The following is a 16,387-nucleotide window of genomic DNA, read 5'->3' as shown; positions in this document are numbered from 1 at the left end:
AATACCATTTATGGTTTTAATCGAGGAAACTCATACAAACATTTGTACTTATTTTTATGATAAAATGAGAGATAGAATTATTGACAGTTTATAGGAAATGAGGTTAGCGTATGTCATTAAGAATGGTAATTGGACGATCAGGAAGTGGCAAAACGGCTATGTTTCTTGATGAAATCCGAACTCGGCTAATCAACCAACCAGAGGGAAAACCCATTATATATATTGTACCTGATCAAATGACATTCCTGTCTGAATACCGCTTGGCAACTGACCCAATGCTAGGAGGGATGATCCGGGCACAGGTATTTAGTTTTTCCCGTTTAGCTTGGAGAATACTTCAGGAAACGGGTGGAATAAGCCGTGTGCATTTAAGCAATGTCGGGATTAATATGTTAATCCGAAAAATAATTGATGAACAAAAAGAGCAATTGAAGCTCTTCCAACGGGCTGCAGATAAGACAGGCTTTGTTCAGCAGCTAGAGCAGATGATTATTGAATTTAAGCGTTATTGCATAAGTCCTGAGGAATTATTACAAGGACCAGCACAGTTCGAATCTGGCGAAACGACTGCTTCTAAAGCCTTGCACGATAAATTAATGGATTTGGAAATCATTTATCAAAAATTTGAAGAAGAAATATTTGGGAAATATATAGATTCAGAGGATTATTTTCGTCTTCTTTCAGAGAAAATTTCTGCTTCTAGCTACTTGAGAGATGCAGAAATCTATATTGATGGATTCTATAGCTTTTCTCCGCAGGAATATCGAGTGCTCACAGAATTGATGAAACATTGCCAAAAGGTTTCCATCGCACTAACAACAGATCACTTGTCATTAAATTCTGCACCAGATGAGCTTGATTTATTTCGCTTATCAGGTGAGACCTGTTATTCCATTTATGATTTAGCGAGGTCTCAAGGGATAGAAATGGACGAACCAGTAGTCATTCATGAACAAAAGAAGTGGGAGCATCCGTCCTTATGTCATTTAGAAGAGCATTTTGATGCCCGTCCTGCAATTCCCTATTCTGGGAAGGCAGCTATCAATATTTGCCAAGCGGTCAATCGCCGAGCTGAAATTGAAGGGATTGCAAGAGAAATTCGCCGTTTAGTAATGGAAAAGAAATACCGTTATAAGGAAATAGCTTTATTAATTCGAAATGGCAGTGAGTATCACGAAATAGTTGAACCGGTTTTTGAAGATTATCAAATTCCTTATTTTATTGACCAAAAAAGGACAATGTTAAATCATCCATTAATTGAACTCATTCGCTCCACGATAGAAGTCATTAACAGTTACTGGCGCTATGAATCTATTTTCAGGGTCATTAAAACGGAATTAATCTATCCCTTACAGGAAGACCCAATAAAAATGCGTGAGAAGATGGATAGACTTGAAAATTATGTACTAGCCTATGGTATTAATGGAAGTAAGTGGACCAAAAAGGATCGCTGGAGTTTTCGGAGAATTAGAGGGCTAGAGTCGTCAGAAAATGGACAAACAGATGCAGAACGGAAAGTAGAGCAGGAGTTAAATGAACTAAAGATAATGGTAACCGCACCCCTGCTACGCCTTTCTAGACGATTGAAGAAAGCAGATACAGGGCGCAAACTTTGCGAAGCTATTTATTTGTTTTTAGAAGAATTAGATATTCCTGAGAAACTTGAAAAGTGGAAAAGGGAAGCAGAGGAAAAAGGGAATCTGGTAAAAATGCGGGAACACGAACAGGTGTGGAACGCGGTTATTGATTTATTAGATCAATATGATGAGATTTTGGGTGAGGAGCCAGTAGCACTAAAGTCCTTTGCGGCAATATTAGAATCTGGTTTTGAATCTTTACATTTTTCTCTGATTCCACCAGCACTGGACCAAGTGCTAATTGGAGACTTAGAGAAATCAAGATTAACGGATATCAAAGTCTGTTTTGTGGTTGGTGTGAATGAGGGTGTGTTACCAGCAAAAATTTCAGACGAGGGCATCCTATCGGATGAAGATCGGGAAATGCTTCTAACATCGGGAATTCAGGTAGCACCTAGCAGCAGAACACGCTTGTTAGATGAGAATTTTTTAGCCTATAAAGCTTTTACGGCACCATCTGAGGAGCTTTATGTGACCTATCCATTAGCAAATGATGAGGGAAAAGCCCTCATTGCCTCCTCATATATTAAGAGGATAAAAGATATGTTTCCAGAAGCGTACGAACATTACTATGTTACTGATCCAGCGGAATTATCTGAAGAGGGGCAGTTAAGCTTTGTAGCAAACTTTACTACAACGTTATCGTACCTAACAGCCCAACTTCAGTTGAGTAAGCGTAATTATCCCGTTTCAGCGCTATGGTGGGATGTGTATAACTACTATCTAGAGAGCAACGGGAAAGAAAAGGCAAAAAAAGTGTTCTCAAGCCTCTTTTATACAAACCAAACCGTCCAGCTTTCTAAACAAGTGGCAGATGAATTATATGGTGATACTATTCAGGCAAGTGTTTCGAGAATGGAATTGTTTAATAGTTGTGCCTTTACTCATTTTGCTCAGCATGGTCTGAAGCTTCGAGAAAGACAAATTTTCCGCTTAGAAGCGCCTGATATTGGAGAACTGTTTCATGCCGCTATTAAGTATATTTCTGATACTGTCAATACACGAAACATCTCATGGGCGCAGTTAACGAAAGAGCAATGTGAGGTATTGTCCAAAGAAGCGGTTAACACGATTGCTCCCAAATTACAAAACGAGATTTTGTTGAGTTCGGAGCGACATCACTATATAAAGCGAAAGTTAGAGCAAATTATTACGCGTGCTTCACTTGTGTTAAGTGAGCATGCAAAAGTGAGTGGCTTCTCCCCAATTGGATTAGAATTAGGATTTGGAGCAAACGCAGAGCTGCCACCATTAAGCTTTCCGTTGAAAAATGGGAAAAGAATGGAGTTAGCAGGGCGAATTGATAGGGTGGACCAGGCAAAGAGCGAAGACAATAACGTGTTCTTAAGGGTAATTGATTATAAATCGAGCGAAAAGGATGTTCATTTGAGTGATGTATATTACGGTCTCTCCCTTCAAATGATTACTTATTTGGATATAGTTATGACTTACTCGAAAGAATTAGTGGAGATGGAGGCAAGTCCAGCAGGTGTCCTTTATTTTCATGTTCATAATCCACTTATTAATGCAACGAAGTTATTAACAATGGATGAAATTGAAGCAGAAATCATGAAGAAGTTTAAGATGAATGGTCTATTGTTAAGTGATCAAACAGCCATTAAACTGATGGACCAAACACTGGAGACAGGTGATTCTCACATTATCTCTGCAGGAATTAAGAAGGATGGAAACCTAACAAAGCGTTCGAAAGTAGCCAGCATGGAGCATTTTAATGATTTAAGAAATTATGTACGGACATTGTATCAGAAATCAGGGAATGCCATTATTGATGGCCATGTAGAGATTTCTCCGTATAAACAGAAGGATAAAAAGGCGTGTACTTTCTGTCCTTTCAAATCAGTCTGTCAGTTAGATGAAGTCATCGAAAGTAATCCTTACCGAGTGATTACACCGCTATCGAATGATAAGGTTCTTGAACGAATCAGAGAGGAGTTGAGTGAAAATGAGTAATGCTTTTATCCCGCCAAAACCAGCAGATGTGACGTGGACAGATGAACAGTGGAAAGCTATCATGGCTAAGGATAAAGATATTCTCGTTGCAGCTGCTGCCGGATCAGGAAAAACAGCCGTTCTTGTTGAAAGAATCATTCAAAAGATTCTTTCAACAGATGACCCTATAAATGTGGATGAATTACTAGTGGTGACGTTTACGAATGCTTCTGCGGCGGAAATGCGGCACCGGATTGGCGAGGCTCTAGAAAAAGCGATCGATGCGGATCCAAGTTCTCGACATTTAAGAAAGCAGCTAAGCTTGTTAAATAAAGCCTCTATTTCAACGCTCCATTCTTTTTGTATGGAGGTAATCCGTAAGTATTATTACTTAATCGACGTGGACCCAGGTTTTAGAATTGCAGATGAAACAGAGGCACAGTTAATTCGGGACGAAGTCATGGATGAGCTTTTTGAAGTAGAATACGGCAAACAAGAGAACGAAACCTTCTTTAACCTTGTTGATTCGTTTACCAGTGATCGGAGTGACGATGCCTTACAAGATATTGTCCGGTCTATTTATGATTTTGCTCGTTCGAATCCTCTGCCAGAGAAATACCTGCAGTCAATTGTGGACATGTATGATGTCGACAAGACTACAGATATAGAAGATCTTCCTTTTATCCAGGCACTTTTATTTGATATTGAATTGCAATTAGAAGCTGCAAAGGAAATGAGCAAGCGGGGATTGGAAATTACCAAACTCCCAAATGGACCAGCACCTAGAGCGGAGAACTTTATAGATGATCTACAAGTAATTGATATGTTAATAAAAGCTAAAAATGATTCATGGTCGACGCTTTATCAGGCTATGCAAACTTGGGCGTTTTCACGTGCAAAACCTGTAAGAGGGGATCAATACGATAAGGATTTAGCAGATAAGGCACAAAAACTGCGAGAAAAATCCAAGAAAAAAATCCAAGATATTGGTGAAGAACTCTTTTCACGTAAACCAGAAAGCTTTTTGCGTGATATGGAAGAAATGAAGCCATTAATTGAAACTCTGATCTACCTTGTAAAAGAATTTGCATTCCACTTTGAAAAAGCTAAGAAAGAAAAAGGCCTGGTAGATTACGCAGATCTTGAGCATTATTGTCTAGAGATATTGACTGGAGAAATTTCTGCTAAAGGTGAGTTTATACCTTCAGAGGCTGCACTTGCCTATAGAAGGCATTTTAAAGAGGTTTTCTGTGATGAGTACCAGGACACAAATATGGTGCAGGAAACGATTCTAAAACTTGTGACCAAGGACGATGAGCAATATGGGAATCTGTTTATGGTCGGAGACGTAAAACAGTCGATATATCGGTTTCGATTAGCGGAGCCGAACCTATTTTTGGGCAAGTATAATCGATTTACCATGGATGGTGAATCATCTGGATTAAGAATTGATTTGGCACGGAATTTTAGAAGTCGGAAAGAAGTCCTTGAGGCGACAAATTATTTGTTTAAACAAATCATGGGTGTAAGAGTGGGGGAAATCGAGTACGATGAAGCGGCAGAACTTAGGAATGGAGCGCCGTATCCTGACGATGAGACATTCCCTGTTGAGCTGATCCTTATTGATCAAAAGTCAGACTCATTAGAAACTACAGAAGAAATAGAGTCTGTTGCTGAGATGGAACCAGTTGGTTTTGATGCAGCAGAACTAGAACAATCCCAGCTCGAAGCCAGAGTCATTGCGGCAAAAATAAAAGAATTAGTCTCACAAGGATCGCCTGTTTACAACACGAAAACAAAATCGAAAAGGCCGGTAATGTATCGAGATATTGTGATTTTGTTAAGGTCTATGACATGGGCACCGCAAATCATGGAGGAATTTAAGCAGCAAGGTATCCCTATTTATGCTAACTTATCCACTGGATATTTTGAAGCAACGGAAGTAGCCATTATGATGTCATTGCTTCGTGTCATTGATAATCCTTCCCAGGATATCCCTATTGCATCGGTGTTACGTTCACCGATAGTAGGACTTACCGAGGAAGAACTCGCCAAAATACGGATCCATCAGAAAAAAGGGTCCTTTTGGGACGCTGTTTCTGCATTTTGTCAAAGTAAGCCTGATGAGTCAACAGAAGGTTTTTACGAGAAAGTGCGGGGGTTTTATGATGCGCTGACTGAATGGCGTTCATTGGCAAGGCAAGGCTCATTGTCAGAACTCATCTGGCAGCTATACCGTGACACCCAGTTTTATGATTTTGTCGGAGGCCTGCCTGGTGGAAAGCAGCGCCAAGCGAATTTGAGAGCCCTGTACGACAGAGCACGTCAATATGAACAAACCTCATTCCGAGGATTATTCCGCTTTTTACGGTTTATTGAACGTATGATTGAAAGAGGGGATGACTTAGGAGCTGCTAGAGCATTAGGTGAGCAGGAAGATGTTGTTCGAATTATGACCATCCACAGCAGTAAAGGACTTGAATTTCCAGTAGTATTTATGGCTGGAATGGCAAGACAATTTAATCTGTCCGATATTCGTAAACCATATATGTTGGATAAGGAATACGGATTTGCAGCTAAGTATGTCAATATTAAGAAACGAATCTCATACCCATCTCTACCGCAGATTGCATTTAAACGGAAAAAGAAAATGGAAATGCTTGCTGAGGAGATGCGAGTGTTGTATGTAGCAATGACAAGGGCGAAAGAAAAGCTATATGCAACGGCTACATTAAAGGATGCATTAAAAAAGATGGATCAATGGATTGATGTCTCCTCTAATACAGCGTGGCTGTTAAAAGATTATGAAAGAGCAGCTGCTGCTAGTTATATCGATTGGATTGGTCCGGCACTCATTCGCCATCAGGACTGTAGAGAACTAAGAATGAATGGAGAAACCTCTGTTCTTATCCCTACGGAAATTACCAACCATCCGTCTTCTTGGAACATTTCATTGATAAATGCAGAAGAAATCAAGAACCAGGAACTAGCATTAGAAATGGAACAGGACTACTATATGGAGAAAGTTCAAAAATCTGAATCAGTACCTGCAGGTTCACCATATACAGAGGAAATTAGAGACCGTTTAACCTGGGAATATGCTTACCCTAACGCAGCGGTACATCGCTCAAAACAATCTGTATCAGAGATCAAGCGGAGTAGGGAAGTAGCAGATGAACATAGTGGCACAGAACTCGTCCGTCATTTTAAGAAAACCATTTCAAAGCGTCCAAAGTTCATGCAGGAGAAACAATTAAGTCCTGCTGAGCGTGGTACAGCCATGCATATGGTCATGCAACATGTGGACATATCTAAACCAGTTAGTGAGGAATCCATTAGGGAGCAGCTAGACTGGATGATTCATAATGAGCTGCTCACCCGAGAGCAAGCAGAGGTAATTGATAGCCCATTAATTGTTCAGTTTTTTCATTCTGAGTTGGGTCAGAGATATTTTCATTCAAAAGCCATCCATCGGGAAATCCCATTTACACTCTCATTGCCTGCAAAAGAAGTATATCCAGATTGGAAGGGTGCAGATGAAAGTGTTTTTGTCCAAGGAATCATTGACTGTATCCTAGAAGATGAAGAGGGCCTGGTTCTTATTGATTATAAATCAGATGGAATTACGGACAGATATAAAGGCGGCTTTGCACAAGCAATATCAATCCTAGAAGACCGATATAAACTGCAAATTAATTTATATACAAAGGCGATTGAACAAATATGGAGAAGAAAAGTTACTGAACGATATTTGTTCTTCTTTGATGGAGCGCATGTTTTGAAGGTAAATGAATAAAGAAAAAAAATGAGGCTGACTCAATAGTCAGACTCATTTTTTAATTGTTACCTGCTATAGGTTGGTCGATTAGGTTGGTATCAAGGACATTTGTTCCGCTTAATCCATTATTATTTACAATGAATCCACCAGTATTAAATGCTCCTGACCCAGCATTTGTTTTGGAGCCGCTCTTTGGTGAAATATATAATGCGTCCCCAAATTGCACAATTCCCCCACCCACGTTAACGATTTGTACCGGACCGATAATCGCTGGCATATAAAACATCCTTTATTAGTAACTGATACAATATAATATATAAACTATGCTTTCATCATTGTCCTTGTTCATCATGTGGAACAGGAAGAAGTTGTCTAATATGCTTAACCCGGACTTCCATCGAAACATGCTGGGTGTTGCCGACATGTAGTAGGGAGGAGGATGATATAGCGATAAAATCAATGTTATGAACTTTAATAATTGGATTTACATGATGCTGAACCATTGATATGTCCTCAGTAACTGGTTCCAAAGGGATGGGTTCGTAATAGACGGGATACGCTCCGTAATTTCCTTCATATCCATAAAACTCCTCTGCTTCCCGTTGTACTGCGAGTGCTCTGGATAGACCATTAATAATACATGAATCCCCTAGTTGCAGGATAGAAGAAAACGATACAATGTCTATATTAATAGCATCTACACAAGAGGTTCTATTAAGCATGAATCAAGTCACTTCCGATTGGAGCGGTACAAATGGGCCAATTATTAATGATTCTGCCGGTGTATCAAAGGTGGATGCCAATTGAATGGTTTCCGCGTCGCCAACCAAGACTAGTGATGAACTGGCAACGCCAATAACTTTTATATTTTGGACGATAAGCTCTCGGTTATAGACTTCAAAGTTCATTCCGCTTTCATCCCTTTCACGTGTGCTGGCAGGTTAGTAAAAAATACGGTTACGCCATTTTTTATCTCCTGCTTAATTGCGTCAATGATACTGTCATCTACATTTGTATTTTCTGATGACCGATGGGTATTTGCGTTAACCCTTATGTGATGTTCAATTCGGTTAGGAAGCTGCTTGGTTATATCCTGTTTGATAAAGGATAAATAGGCTTCATTTGCTGGAACATTTAATTCTCTTTGAGTGGACTCTACAATTGAGGGTAAATCAGTTTCAAGATATCTGTAGATCGCCTCTTCAATTTTCATCGAACGTTGCATTTGATTTTTAGGGGCTGTCGGTGGGACGTTTAATTGCTGATTTTGGACTGCAAAATCTTCGATTTCAGATAATTCAGAAGGATTAAGACCGATATTTAATGTCCCTTCAAGAGTTTCTACCTTCAATTGATCAAATTTATATTCAATTTTATCGACATGTATGGGCTGTTTCTCTTTTAGTTGCTTCATCTCTTCTTGCATTTTTTGAAGGGTAGTCTCCAATGCAACGATTCTCTTTTCCTGTGCTTGAATATACATTTGCAGCCATTGAAGGTATTGGGAATAATCTTGATACATGAAATCACCTCACAGTAGGTAGTCTCGTTAAACCCAAAAGATGGATGAGAATTATTTGTCTACATTTTCTTTTTTTCTAACAGCTGCCTGTAATGGCACGGCGGGGGTACCCACTAAGCTTCCAAGGGCTTTAATTGGCTTGGGGGCGGGTTCTGTAAAACCACCAGTATTATAAAGATAGGCAGATGGTTTTATCATTCCAGCACTGCCAATTTGCATGACAGAGGAATTGGAAATACTCCCAATTCTTATGCAATTTACTTGAATGGATTGTTGTATATAGTAATTCATGTTAGACCACCCAATTGTTAAGCATTTAGGGCAATTCCTTGATCAATAACATCTGCATCCGATGTGTTAGTAGAACTTGAATTGTTGTTTAGACGCAAATTTTCCCCTGTATTAAATGACCCGGCTCCTGAGAATGTTTTGGCATTAGAAAATGGCATAATTTTATATACGTCGCCAATATGGAATACTGAACTGCTTCCTAAGGTAATTACCTGTGCAACTCCAACGATGGCTGGCATGATCAACATCCTTTTTAATTGTTATCTATAAATTATATGTATGGGCGAATGTATGGTGAATGGTTAGCCTAAATAAATTGGCAGTATAGGTAATTTGAGGATATATACGCATTTATTGTTGATTTTATAAGGGTTTTAGTCGGAAATGGGTAAATATACCTAACTCCTTTGAAATAAAATAGTATTTTAGTAGGATGCTCTTTGAGGGGAAAAAGTTCTATTATGTGAATAAGAGATCAGTCGGACAAACAAACACTGATTCTCGATAAAGGCAAAACTGATGAAAATCAGCGACGCAAAGCTAAAGGGGCTAAGGTGCTTTTGCACTACGCCAGCCAGTTACCGAAAGAACAGGGTGTTTCATAGTAGTGATACTATTTATCCATAGTTTATCTATGTATATTTAGGTGCGCTTATTTTTAACCCCCCTTTCGGTAAAGGCGGGGTTATTTTTATTATCGGAGGTGAAATGAGTGAAAGTCGTGAATCTGTCAAACGGAGCGGAACTGGCAAACCATCTATCAACAGCTGATACCTTTTTTAAAAGATTAAAAGGACTGATGTTTTCGAAAAGTTTACCAGCAGGACACGGCTTATTAATCCAACCCTGCCAATCCATTCATACTTTCTTCATGAATTATTCCATCGATGTCATTTACTTAAGTGAAGATCTTGAAATTGTCGGCCTGGACGAAACGGTAAAGCCCGCAACAGTAGGGAAGTATCACAAAAGAGCAAAGTCAGTATTAGAGGTGCCAGCAGGCACGATTCAGCAAACGGAAACAAAAATTGGAAACTATTTAACTATAAAATGAAAAGGGGTTTTTACAAATGATGAAAAAAATGAAAGCTTTATTTACTGAAGAACAAGGACAAGGTATGACTGAGTATGGGTTAGTTTTAGGACTAATTGCGGTTGGCGCTGTAGCAGTATTACTAGTAATGAAAGATCAAGTTGTTAAGTTATTTACGGATGCAAAGGACGCATTAACAAGTGCTGGTGCAGGCGGCGGGACTCAATAATATTTATTTATCTTGATTTAACTTAGCTATTTCCTTATAGCCTTGCGTTCAATATAAACGTGAGGCTATTTTTCTTTCAAGAAAATAGTTATAAACCATACCTACGAATAGGAAAGGAGAGATATATAAGTGTGGAGTAACTTACTACTAATGATCCTCCTGATTATATGTGTGATTACCGACTTAAAGGAACGGAAAATTTATAATAAGGTTTTATTTCCCTTTTTATTTATAGCATGGATTTTTCACTCCATTACCGCTGGATGGAGCGGATTAACAGGGGCACTCCTTGGTACGGCTGTAGGGTTAGGAATCCTATTAATTCCTTATCTCCTTGGAGGAATGGGTGCTGGTGATGTAAAACTCCTTGCTGTAATTGGCGGATTAAAGGGAATCAGTTTTGTATTAATGGCGTCGATCTATATGGCTCTGGCTGGAGGTTTTATGGCTATCCTATTTATTCTTTACCGTAAAGGATTTTTAAAGAGATTATTATACCTAATGCATGGTCTGCGGCATGGAATGAGGCTTTCTCTTCTCGAGGAAAATGAGTCGGTCAAAACCACGCTTCCTTATGGCGTCGCTATTGCGGCAGGAGCCATCTTTCAAGTATATTTCCCTGGAGCCCTTTTCCAATGAAAAAAGATGAACGTGGCCAATCGTTGGTAGAAACAGCGCTAATTATTCCTATTTTTCTATTGATTTTAGTAGGAATCCTTGATTTTGGTCGAGTGATATATTCCTATGCGCATTTGCAAATGGCGGCTCAGGAAACAGTTAGACTAGGTGGTCTGGGAAAGAAGGATGCTGACATTTCAACTTTCGCCCACCAATATGTCCATTTAGGGGATACGACAAAATTACAGGTAACAATCACTCCAGCGGATACGGTTAGGCGTTCGGGAGACTATGTAACAGTCAAGCTGAAGTATCCAATGACATTTTTAACTCCTATGATTTCCAAGTTCTTCCCCTCCGATTTTGCCATTGAAACAAATTCAACGATTCGCGTAGAGTGAGGGATAAATATGCGAAAATTTTTTACTAGTTTATTTAAGGGTGAGCAAGGGAATGCCCTCATTCTTGGTGCAATCTCGCTAATGACCATCCTCTGTATGGCAGGATTAGCCATAGATGGAGGCTTAATTTATATGGAAAAAGCAAAGCTGCAAAAGGTAGCAAATGCAGCCGTCCTTTCAGGGGCTCAAGAGCTGCCAAATACAGAACAAAAAGTGACTGATACCGTGCAATATATCTTAGATTCTCATAAAGCAGCGAACACGTTAACCAATCTTGGTATTAACATGGGAAGTAAAGTTACCATCCACCTAACGAAATCAGTAAACATGACGTTTATGAAAATTTTTGGTTTTGAAAAAACGGACGTCACAGCTAGAGCTGCAGCAGGATTAGGTGTGATAGGAAAAGCAGTAGGTGCCGCTCCATTAGGAATCGACGAGAGTGTGATTCTGGAATATAACAAAACTTACTTATTAAAAGTTGATTCTTCAGGAGTGTCATCAGGGAATTTTGGCATTTTGGCACTTAGTGGACCAGGAGCAAAAACCTATGAACAAAATTTAAGATATGGATATTCGGAACTTCTAAAAATTGGCGATGTTGTGGATACACAAACAGGGAATATAGCAGGAAGTACACGGTCAGCAATAAACGAGCGAGTAAATGGCTGTACACAGCCGCCAGGTGATTACAGTTTACGAAGTTGTTCCAGAATTCTACTTATACCGGTTTATAAGCCTTACAACTTTACAAGTAATCAATTAAAGCAAGTAAAGGTTACTGGTTTTGCCTATTTTTATATTACTGACCCAATGAGTTCGACAGATACCTCTATAAAAGGAGTTTTTATAAAAAGGGCCGGAGCAGGGACTTTTGATGAAGGTGCGAAGGACAGAGGAGCATACAGCATACGATTAACGGAGTAGGTGAAGCAAATTGAAGCCGAAAATAGTATTAATTCTCTCACTTGTGATGGGAATTATCACAACATTTTTGTTTTTTCAATATACAAAGCAAATGGGAACACAAAAGGTTTCTACCGTGGCAACGGTTGGAGTAGTGGTGGCGAAAGAAAAAATTGATAAAAATGAAAAAATAACGGCCGATAAATTAGAGGTTGTACAAAAGACGGCAAAAGATGTACTTCCACAAACAATAAAGACAGTTGAGGATGCAGAAGGAAAACTTGCATTAGCGATGATTGAAAAAGGGGAGCCGATTTTAACTCATCGAATTGGATCGGAGAAAGAAGAAGGGGTTTACGTTTCAAGGAAAGTCAGGGAAGGGTATCGAGCTGTAACCATAGGGGTAAATATTAATCAATCCGTCTCGAATTTAATTGAACCTGAGGATGAAGTGGATGTTGTTTTCACAAAAGTAGTTAAAGATGCTACAAATAAGGATGTTACCCAATCGGAAATATTGCTGGAAAAAGCAAGGGTTTTAGCTGTGGGGAGAAAAATGCAAACGCCAGAACAGACGAAGGAGCCTTATACGGAATATAGCTCGGTAACGGTAGAATTAAAACCAGAAGATGCACTTAAGCTTGTGAATGCTTCAGAAGAAGGAAAAATCCACTTGATTCTAAATAAGCGTCCAATAATGGATGAAGGTACTATTACAAGAAATCAATAAATAATGGAAGGTGACGATTCATGACAAGCCAGGATAATATGCAAACAGCACAACAAAATATGGGTCCACAACGTGGAAAGATGCTTGCTGTCTGCAGTGCAAAAGGCGGGATTGGTCGTACCACACTAACCGTAAATTTAGCTGTAGCATTAAAAAAGAAAAATGCCTCGGTCGCTATTTTAGATGGGGATTTTCAATTCGGTGATGTAAATCTAGCTATGGATTTAAAATTCTCACTCACGATTAAGGAAGTTTTAGAAGGAATAGCCTCAATCGATGAGCATAGCCTGACTAATTATTTGGCCGTTCATGACAGCGGAGTGAACGTTTTGACTGCTCCAGAAAGGCCGGAATTTGCAGACTTAGTGACTAACGAAGCTGCCAATAAAATAGTAGACCTTCTTTTGGCTAGTCATGATTATCTTGTCGTTGATACGCCTGTGGGTTTAAACGAACCATCAATTCGTTTCATTGAGAGGGCGGATCAAATCCTAGTGGTGACAAATTTAGAGATGGCTTCTTTAAAAAATACTAAGCTATTTTTGGAAACACTCGATATTCTTGGACTGAAAGAAAGGGTACGAATCATTATTAATAGAGCGAATATGGAAAGTGTCATTAATGCAACAGATGCTGCGAAAATATTAGCAGCAGAGAATCCAATAAATATTCCTAATGATTTTCAGATTTGTTCGCAATCTATTAATCTCGGTGTTCCTTTTGTCATCAAACATGCGAAATCAGATGTGGCAAAAGGCATATTTAAGATGGCTGAGTCATTAACAAGCATGAATAGCATAATTTCTCCGAAAACGAAAAAAAATCATTCAATATCCAAATGGTTTTCCAAGAAACGATCGTAAGGGGGTTGATTGGATAATGGGTCTATTAAATCGAATCCAAGAAAAGAACAATCAATTCGTTAGAGAACCAAAATTAATAGATATCACGCATGAAGTTCCGATTCCTTCACAAGTGTTGGAAGTTAGACAAGTCTTTAGGGAACAAAAGCCCAAAGAGACAAAGAAAGAAAGTAAAAGAGAGACCGTAAAGGTTCGTCAGGTTGACAAAAACCAGGAACTGAAGAATGTTCTCCATAAAAAAATATTACATGAGCTAAAGGAACAGGAAATTGACGAAATCATCCCTCAATTAGATGGAATGGCTGTAGAAATTATTAAAGAGGATGAGGATTTCCGTGGACAAATCGATAGAAAAAAAGTCGTAAATGAACTAATTAATGATTTAACAGGCTTTGGTCCAATTAATCCTCTTCTTTTGGATGAGGACGTATCCGAGGTTATGGTAAATGGACCTAATCAAGTGTATTGTGAGCGGAAAGGAAAGCTAGTATTAACATCAGTACAATTTCGTGATAATGAACATGTTATGAGCGTTATTGAAAAGATTGTTGCTCCACTCGGTCGAAGGATTGATGAAAGCTCACCGATGGTAGATGCCAGGCTTCCGGATGGATCTCGTGTGAACGCGATCATTCCTCCTTTGGCATTAAATGGACCAACCATTACCATACGTAAATTTTCTAAGGACCCGTATCAGATCGAGGATTTAATTAATTTTGGAACTGTTACAGAGGAGATGGCTATTTTCCTTGATGCATGCGTAAAAGCAAGATTAAATATGTTTGTAAGTGGTGGAACAGGTTCAGGAAAAACAACCACTCTTAATGTCTTGTCCAATTTTATCCCTGAAGATGAGAGAATTGTCACTATTGAGGATGCTGCCGAAATTCAGTTAGGACAAGAGCATGTGGTATCGCTAGAATCGCGTCCGCCTAATATTGAAGGGAAAGGTGCGATTTCCATTCGTGACCTTGTTAGGAACTCATTAAGGATGAGACCAGACAGAGTCATAATTGGTGAGGTCCGTGGAGGAGAGGCCCTCGATATGCTTCAAGCCATGAATACGGGACATGACGGTTCGCTTGCTACAGGACACTCAAATAGTCCAAGAGATATGATTGCCAGGCTTGAAACGATGGTTTTATTAGCAGGAGTCGACCTGCCAATTAAAGCGATTAGGGAACAGATAGCTGGTGCAATTGACGTCATCATTCAACAATCACGATTAAAAGATGGTTCTAGAAAAATTACTAATATTACTGAAGTACAGGGGATGGAAGGCGATATCATTGTTCTTCAAGATATTTTTGCCTATCAACAGGAAGGCTTGAGCCCTGAAGGTAAAATTATTGGCAGGCTGGTCCCAACAGGTGTAAGGCCGAAATTTTATGAGAAGCTGGAGGCCTCTGGTATTCATATTCCAGCATCTGTGTTTATTGATCAACAAGAGGAGTGGAGAAAATGATGCCCCTGCTAGTACTTTTCTTTTTACTCACTTCCACTTTATTTTTTCTATTTATTTTAAGGTTATTTTTTCGCTCGGAAAATAGGTTGCAAAGTCGAATGCAACACTATCTGTCCATTGAGGAAGAAAAGGTAAGCAGAGAAAAAGTGGAAGGCAAACAAATCTCTTTTCTAAAAGTGATGAAAGAAAAAATTCAGAAGAAAGTTTTAACGAAGGAAAAAAACAATCGACTGGAATTAAAAATTGCTCAAGCAGGTTTGCCGTTAAAACCAGAAGAATACATTCTTTTTCAATGGATCTCAACGGCATTTATGGGTGGGGTATTCTATCTATTGACTGATAAATGGATATTCCTTCCTTTTGGTGGTGTTATTGGTTTCTTCCTGCCAAAATGGTATCTGGGAAAGAAACAACGGGAACGAATTACAAAATTCAATGAAGGTCTTGCAGACATGATCACTACCATTGTTGGCAGTTTGAGAGCAGGTTTTAGCTTTCCACAGGCATTGAAGTCGGTGGCAGAGGAAGCGGCATCTCCAATAAAGGAAGAAATTGATTATGTAATCAAGGAAATGCAATTTGGTAAAGGAATTGAAGATGCTCTCAAAGACTTATACGAACGAATGCCCAGTGAGGATTTAGATTTGATGATTCAGGCAATCTTGATTCAAAGACAGGTTGGCGGTAATCTTGCTACAGTACTCGACAAGATTACTGAAACCATTCGTGACCGAACTAAAATTCAGCGGCAAATTACAACTCTTACAGCTCAGGGGCGTTTGTCGGGCTATGTCATTGCCTTATTACCAGTAATTCTCGGTTTTCTTCTTTACTTAATCCAGCCGGACTATATTGGTGGACTTTTTCGTAATCCCATTGGATTAGCAATGGTAGGAGCTGGGGTTATTTCGGGTATTATTGGGTTTGTACTAATTAAAAAAATCACTACTATTGAGGTGTAGAA

At 39.2% G+C, this 16,387-nt stretch carries 17 protein-coding genes and 1 riboswitch; of the genes, 11 read left to right on the top strand and 6 right to left on the bottom strand.

Going from position 1 to position 16,387, the window contains the following annotated elements; translation table 11 throughout:
• Window positions 1-110 precede the first annotated feature (110 nt).
• Window positions 111-3,608 (top strand): helicase-exonuclease AddAB subunit AddB, encoded by a 3,498-nt coding sequence (gene addB / locus QE429_RS20010; protein ID WP_307289546.1) that lies wholly within the window; start codon window positions 111-113, stop codon window positions 3,606-3,608.
• Entirely contained in the window at window positions 3,601-7,383 is a 3,783-nt protein-coding gene (addA, locus tag QE429_RS20005) for a helicase-exonuclease AddAB subunit AddA (RefSeq protein ID WP_307289545.1), read from the top strand. The genes addB and addA overlap by 8 nt, the downstream gene beginning before the upstream one ends.
• A 40-nt stretch (window positions 7,384-7,423) precedes the next feature.
• On the opposite strand, the gene QE429_RS20000 is transcribed toward addA, so the two are convergent.
• Genes QE429_RS20000 through QE429_RS19975 form a run of 6 tightly spaced genes read right to left on the bottom strand, consistent with a single transcriptional unit; the run spans window position 7,424 to window position 9,417 of the window.
• Entirely contained in the window at window positions 7,424-7,642 is a 219-nt protein-coding gene (locus QE429_RS20000; protein ID WP_307289543.1) for a spore germination protein, read from the bottom strand.
• A 55-nt stretch (window positions 7,643-7,697) separates the two neighbouring features.
• A complete protein-coding gene (locus QE429_RS19995; protein ID WP_307289542.1) occupies window positions 7,698-8,087 on the bottom strand; it encodes a spore germination protein GerPE in 390 nt (129 codons plus the stop codon).
• Between the two features lie 3 nt (window positions 8,088-8,090).
• Window positions 8,091-8,273, bottom strand: a complete 183-nt coding sequence (locus QE429_RS19990) for a spore gernimation protein GerPD (protein WP_307289541.1) — start codon at window positions 8,271-8,273, stop codon at window positions 8,091-8,093.
• Window positions 8,270-8,887: a spore germination protein GerPC gene (gerPC, locus tag QE429_RS19985; protein WP_307289540.1), complete on the bottom strand. Its 618-nt coding sequence runs from the start codon at window positions 8,885-8,887 to the stop codon at window positions 8,270-8,272. The genes QE429_RS19990 and gerPC overlap by 4 nt, the downstream gene beginning before the upstream one ends.
• A gap of 51 nt (window positions 8,888-8,938) precedes the next feature.
• The gene (locus QE429_RS19980; protein WP_307289538.1) at window positions 8,939-9,178 is read right to left on the bottom strand and encodes a spore germination protein GerPB; all 240 of its coding nucleotides are present in this window, start codon (window positions 9,176-9,178) and stop codon (window positions 8,939-8,941) included.
• Between the two features lie 17 nt (window positions 9,179-9,195).
• Complete coding sequence (locus QE429_RS19975; protein WP_307289536.1) at window positions 9,196-9,417, bottom strand: spore germination protein; 222 nt, start codon at window positions 9,415-9,417, stop codon at window positions 9,196-9,198.
• A 260-nt stretch (window positions 9,418-9,677) separates the two neighbouring features.
• A riboswitch (cyclic di-GMP riboswitch) is annotated at window positions 9,678-9,764 on the top strand.
• 126 nt (window positions 9,765-9,890) lie between these two features.
• On the opposite strand from QE429_RS19975, the gene QE429_RS19970 reads away from it, so the two are divergent.
• The 9 genes from QE429_RS19970 (at window position 9,891) to QE429_RS19930 (ending at window position 16,385) form a co-directional block, all read left to right on the top strand.
• Window positions 9,891-10,232: a DUF192 domain-containing protein gene (locus QE429_RS19970; RefSeq protein WP_307289535.1), complete on the top strand. Its 342-nt coding sequence runs from the start codon at window positions 9,891-9,893 to the stop codon at window positions 10,230-10,232.
• Between the two features lie 16 nt (window positions 10,233-10,248).
• Complete coding sequence (locus QE429_RS19965; protein WP_307289534.1) at window positions 10,249-10,440, top strand: Flp family type IVb pilin; 192 nt, start codon at window positions 10,249-10,251, stop codon at window positions 10,438-10,440.
• A 129-nt stretch (window positions 10,441-10,569) separates the two neighbouring features.
• Window positions 10,570-11,079, top strand: coding sequence for an A24 family peptidase (locus QE429_RS19960; protein WP_307289532.1), 510 nt, complete (start codon window positions 10,570-10,572; stop codon window positions 11,077-11,079).
• On the top strand, window positions 11,076-11,459 hold the full coding sequence (locus tag QE429_RS19955) for a TadE/TadG family type IV pilus assembly protein (RefSeq protein ID WP_307289530.1): 384 nt from the start codon (window positions 11,076-11,078) through the stop codon (window positions 11,457-11,459). Before QE429_RS19960 ends, QE429_RS19955 begins: the two co-directional genes overlap by 4 nt.
• A 9-nt stretch (window positions 11,460-11,468) precedes the next feature.
• Window positions 11,469-12,386 carry a pilus assembly protein TadG-related protein gene (locus QE429_RS19950; protein WP_307289528.1) on the top strand — a complete coding sequence of 306 codons (918 nt, stop codon included), beginning with the start codon at window positions 11,469-11,471 and terminating at the stop codon, window positions 12,384-12,386.
• Between the two features lie 10 nt (window positions 12,387-12,396).
• A complete protein-coding gene (gene cpaB / locus QE429_RS19945; protein WP_307289526.1) occupies window positions 12,397-13,095 on the top strand; it encodes a Flp pilus assembly protein CpaB in 699 nt (232 codons plus the stop codon).
• Between the two features lie 20 nt (window positions 13,096-13,115).
• Window positions 13,116-13,958: a CpaE/TadZ family protein gene (locus QE429_RS19940; protein ID WP_307289524.1), complete on the top strand. Its 843-nt coding sequence runs from the start codon at window positions 13,116-13,118 to the stop codon at window positions 13,956-13,958.
• A 16-nt stretch (window positions 13,959-13,974) separates the two neighbouring features.
• Window positions 13,975-15,423, top strand: coding sequence for a TadA family conjugal transfer-associated ATPase (locus QE429_RS19935; protein ID WP_307289522.1), 1,449 nt, complete (start codon window positions 13,975-13,977; stop codon window positions 15,421-15,423).
• A gap of 98 nt (window positions 15,424-15,521) precedes the next feature.
• A complete protein-coding gene (locus tag QE429_RS19930; RefSeq protein WP_307289520.1) occupies window positions 15,522-16,385 on the top strand; it encodes a type II secretion system F family protein in 864 nt (287 codons plus the stop codon).
• Window positions 16,386-16,387: the final 2 nt, after the last annotated feature.

This window comes from Bacillus sp. SORGH_AS_0510 (genome assembly GCF_030818775.1).
Lineage (GTDB): Bacteria > Bacillota > Bacilli > Bacillales > Cytobacillaceae > Neobacillus.
The sequence above is the reverse complement of the archived record's forward strand: the minus strand, read 5'-3'. Positions and strand labels throughout refer to the sequence as shown.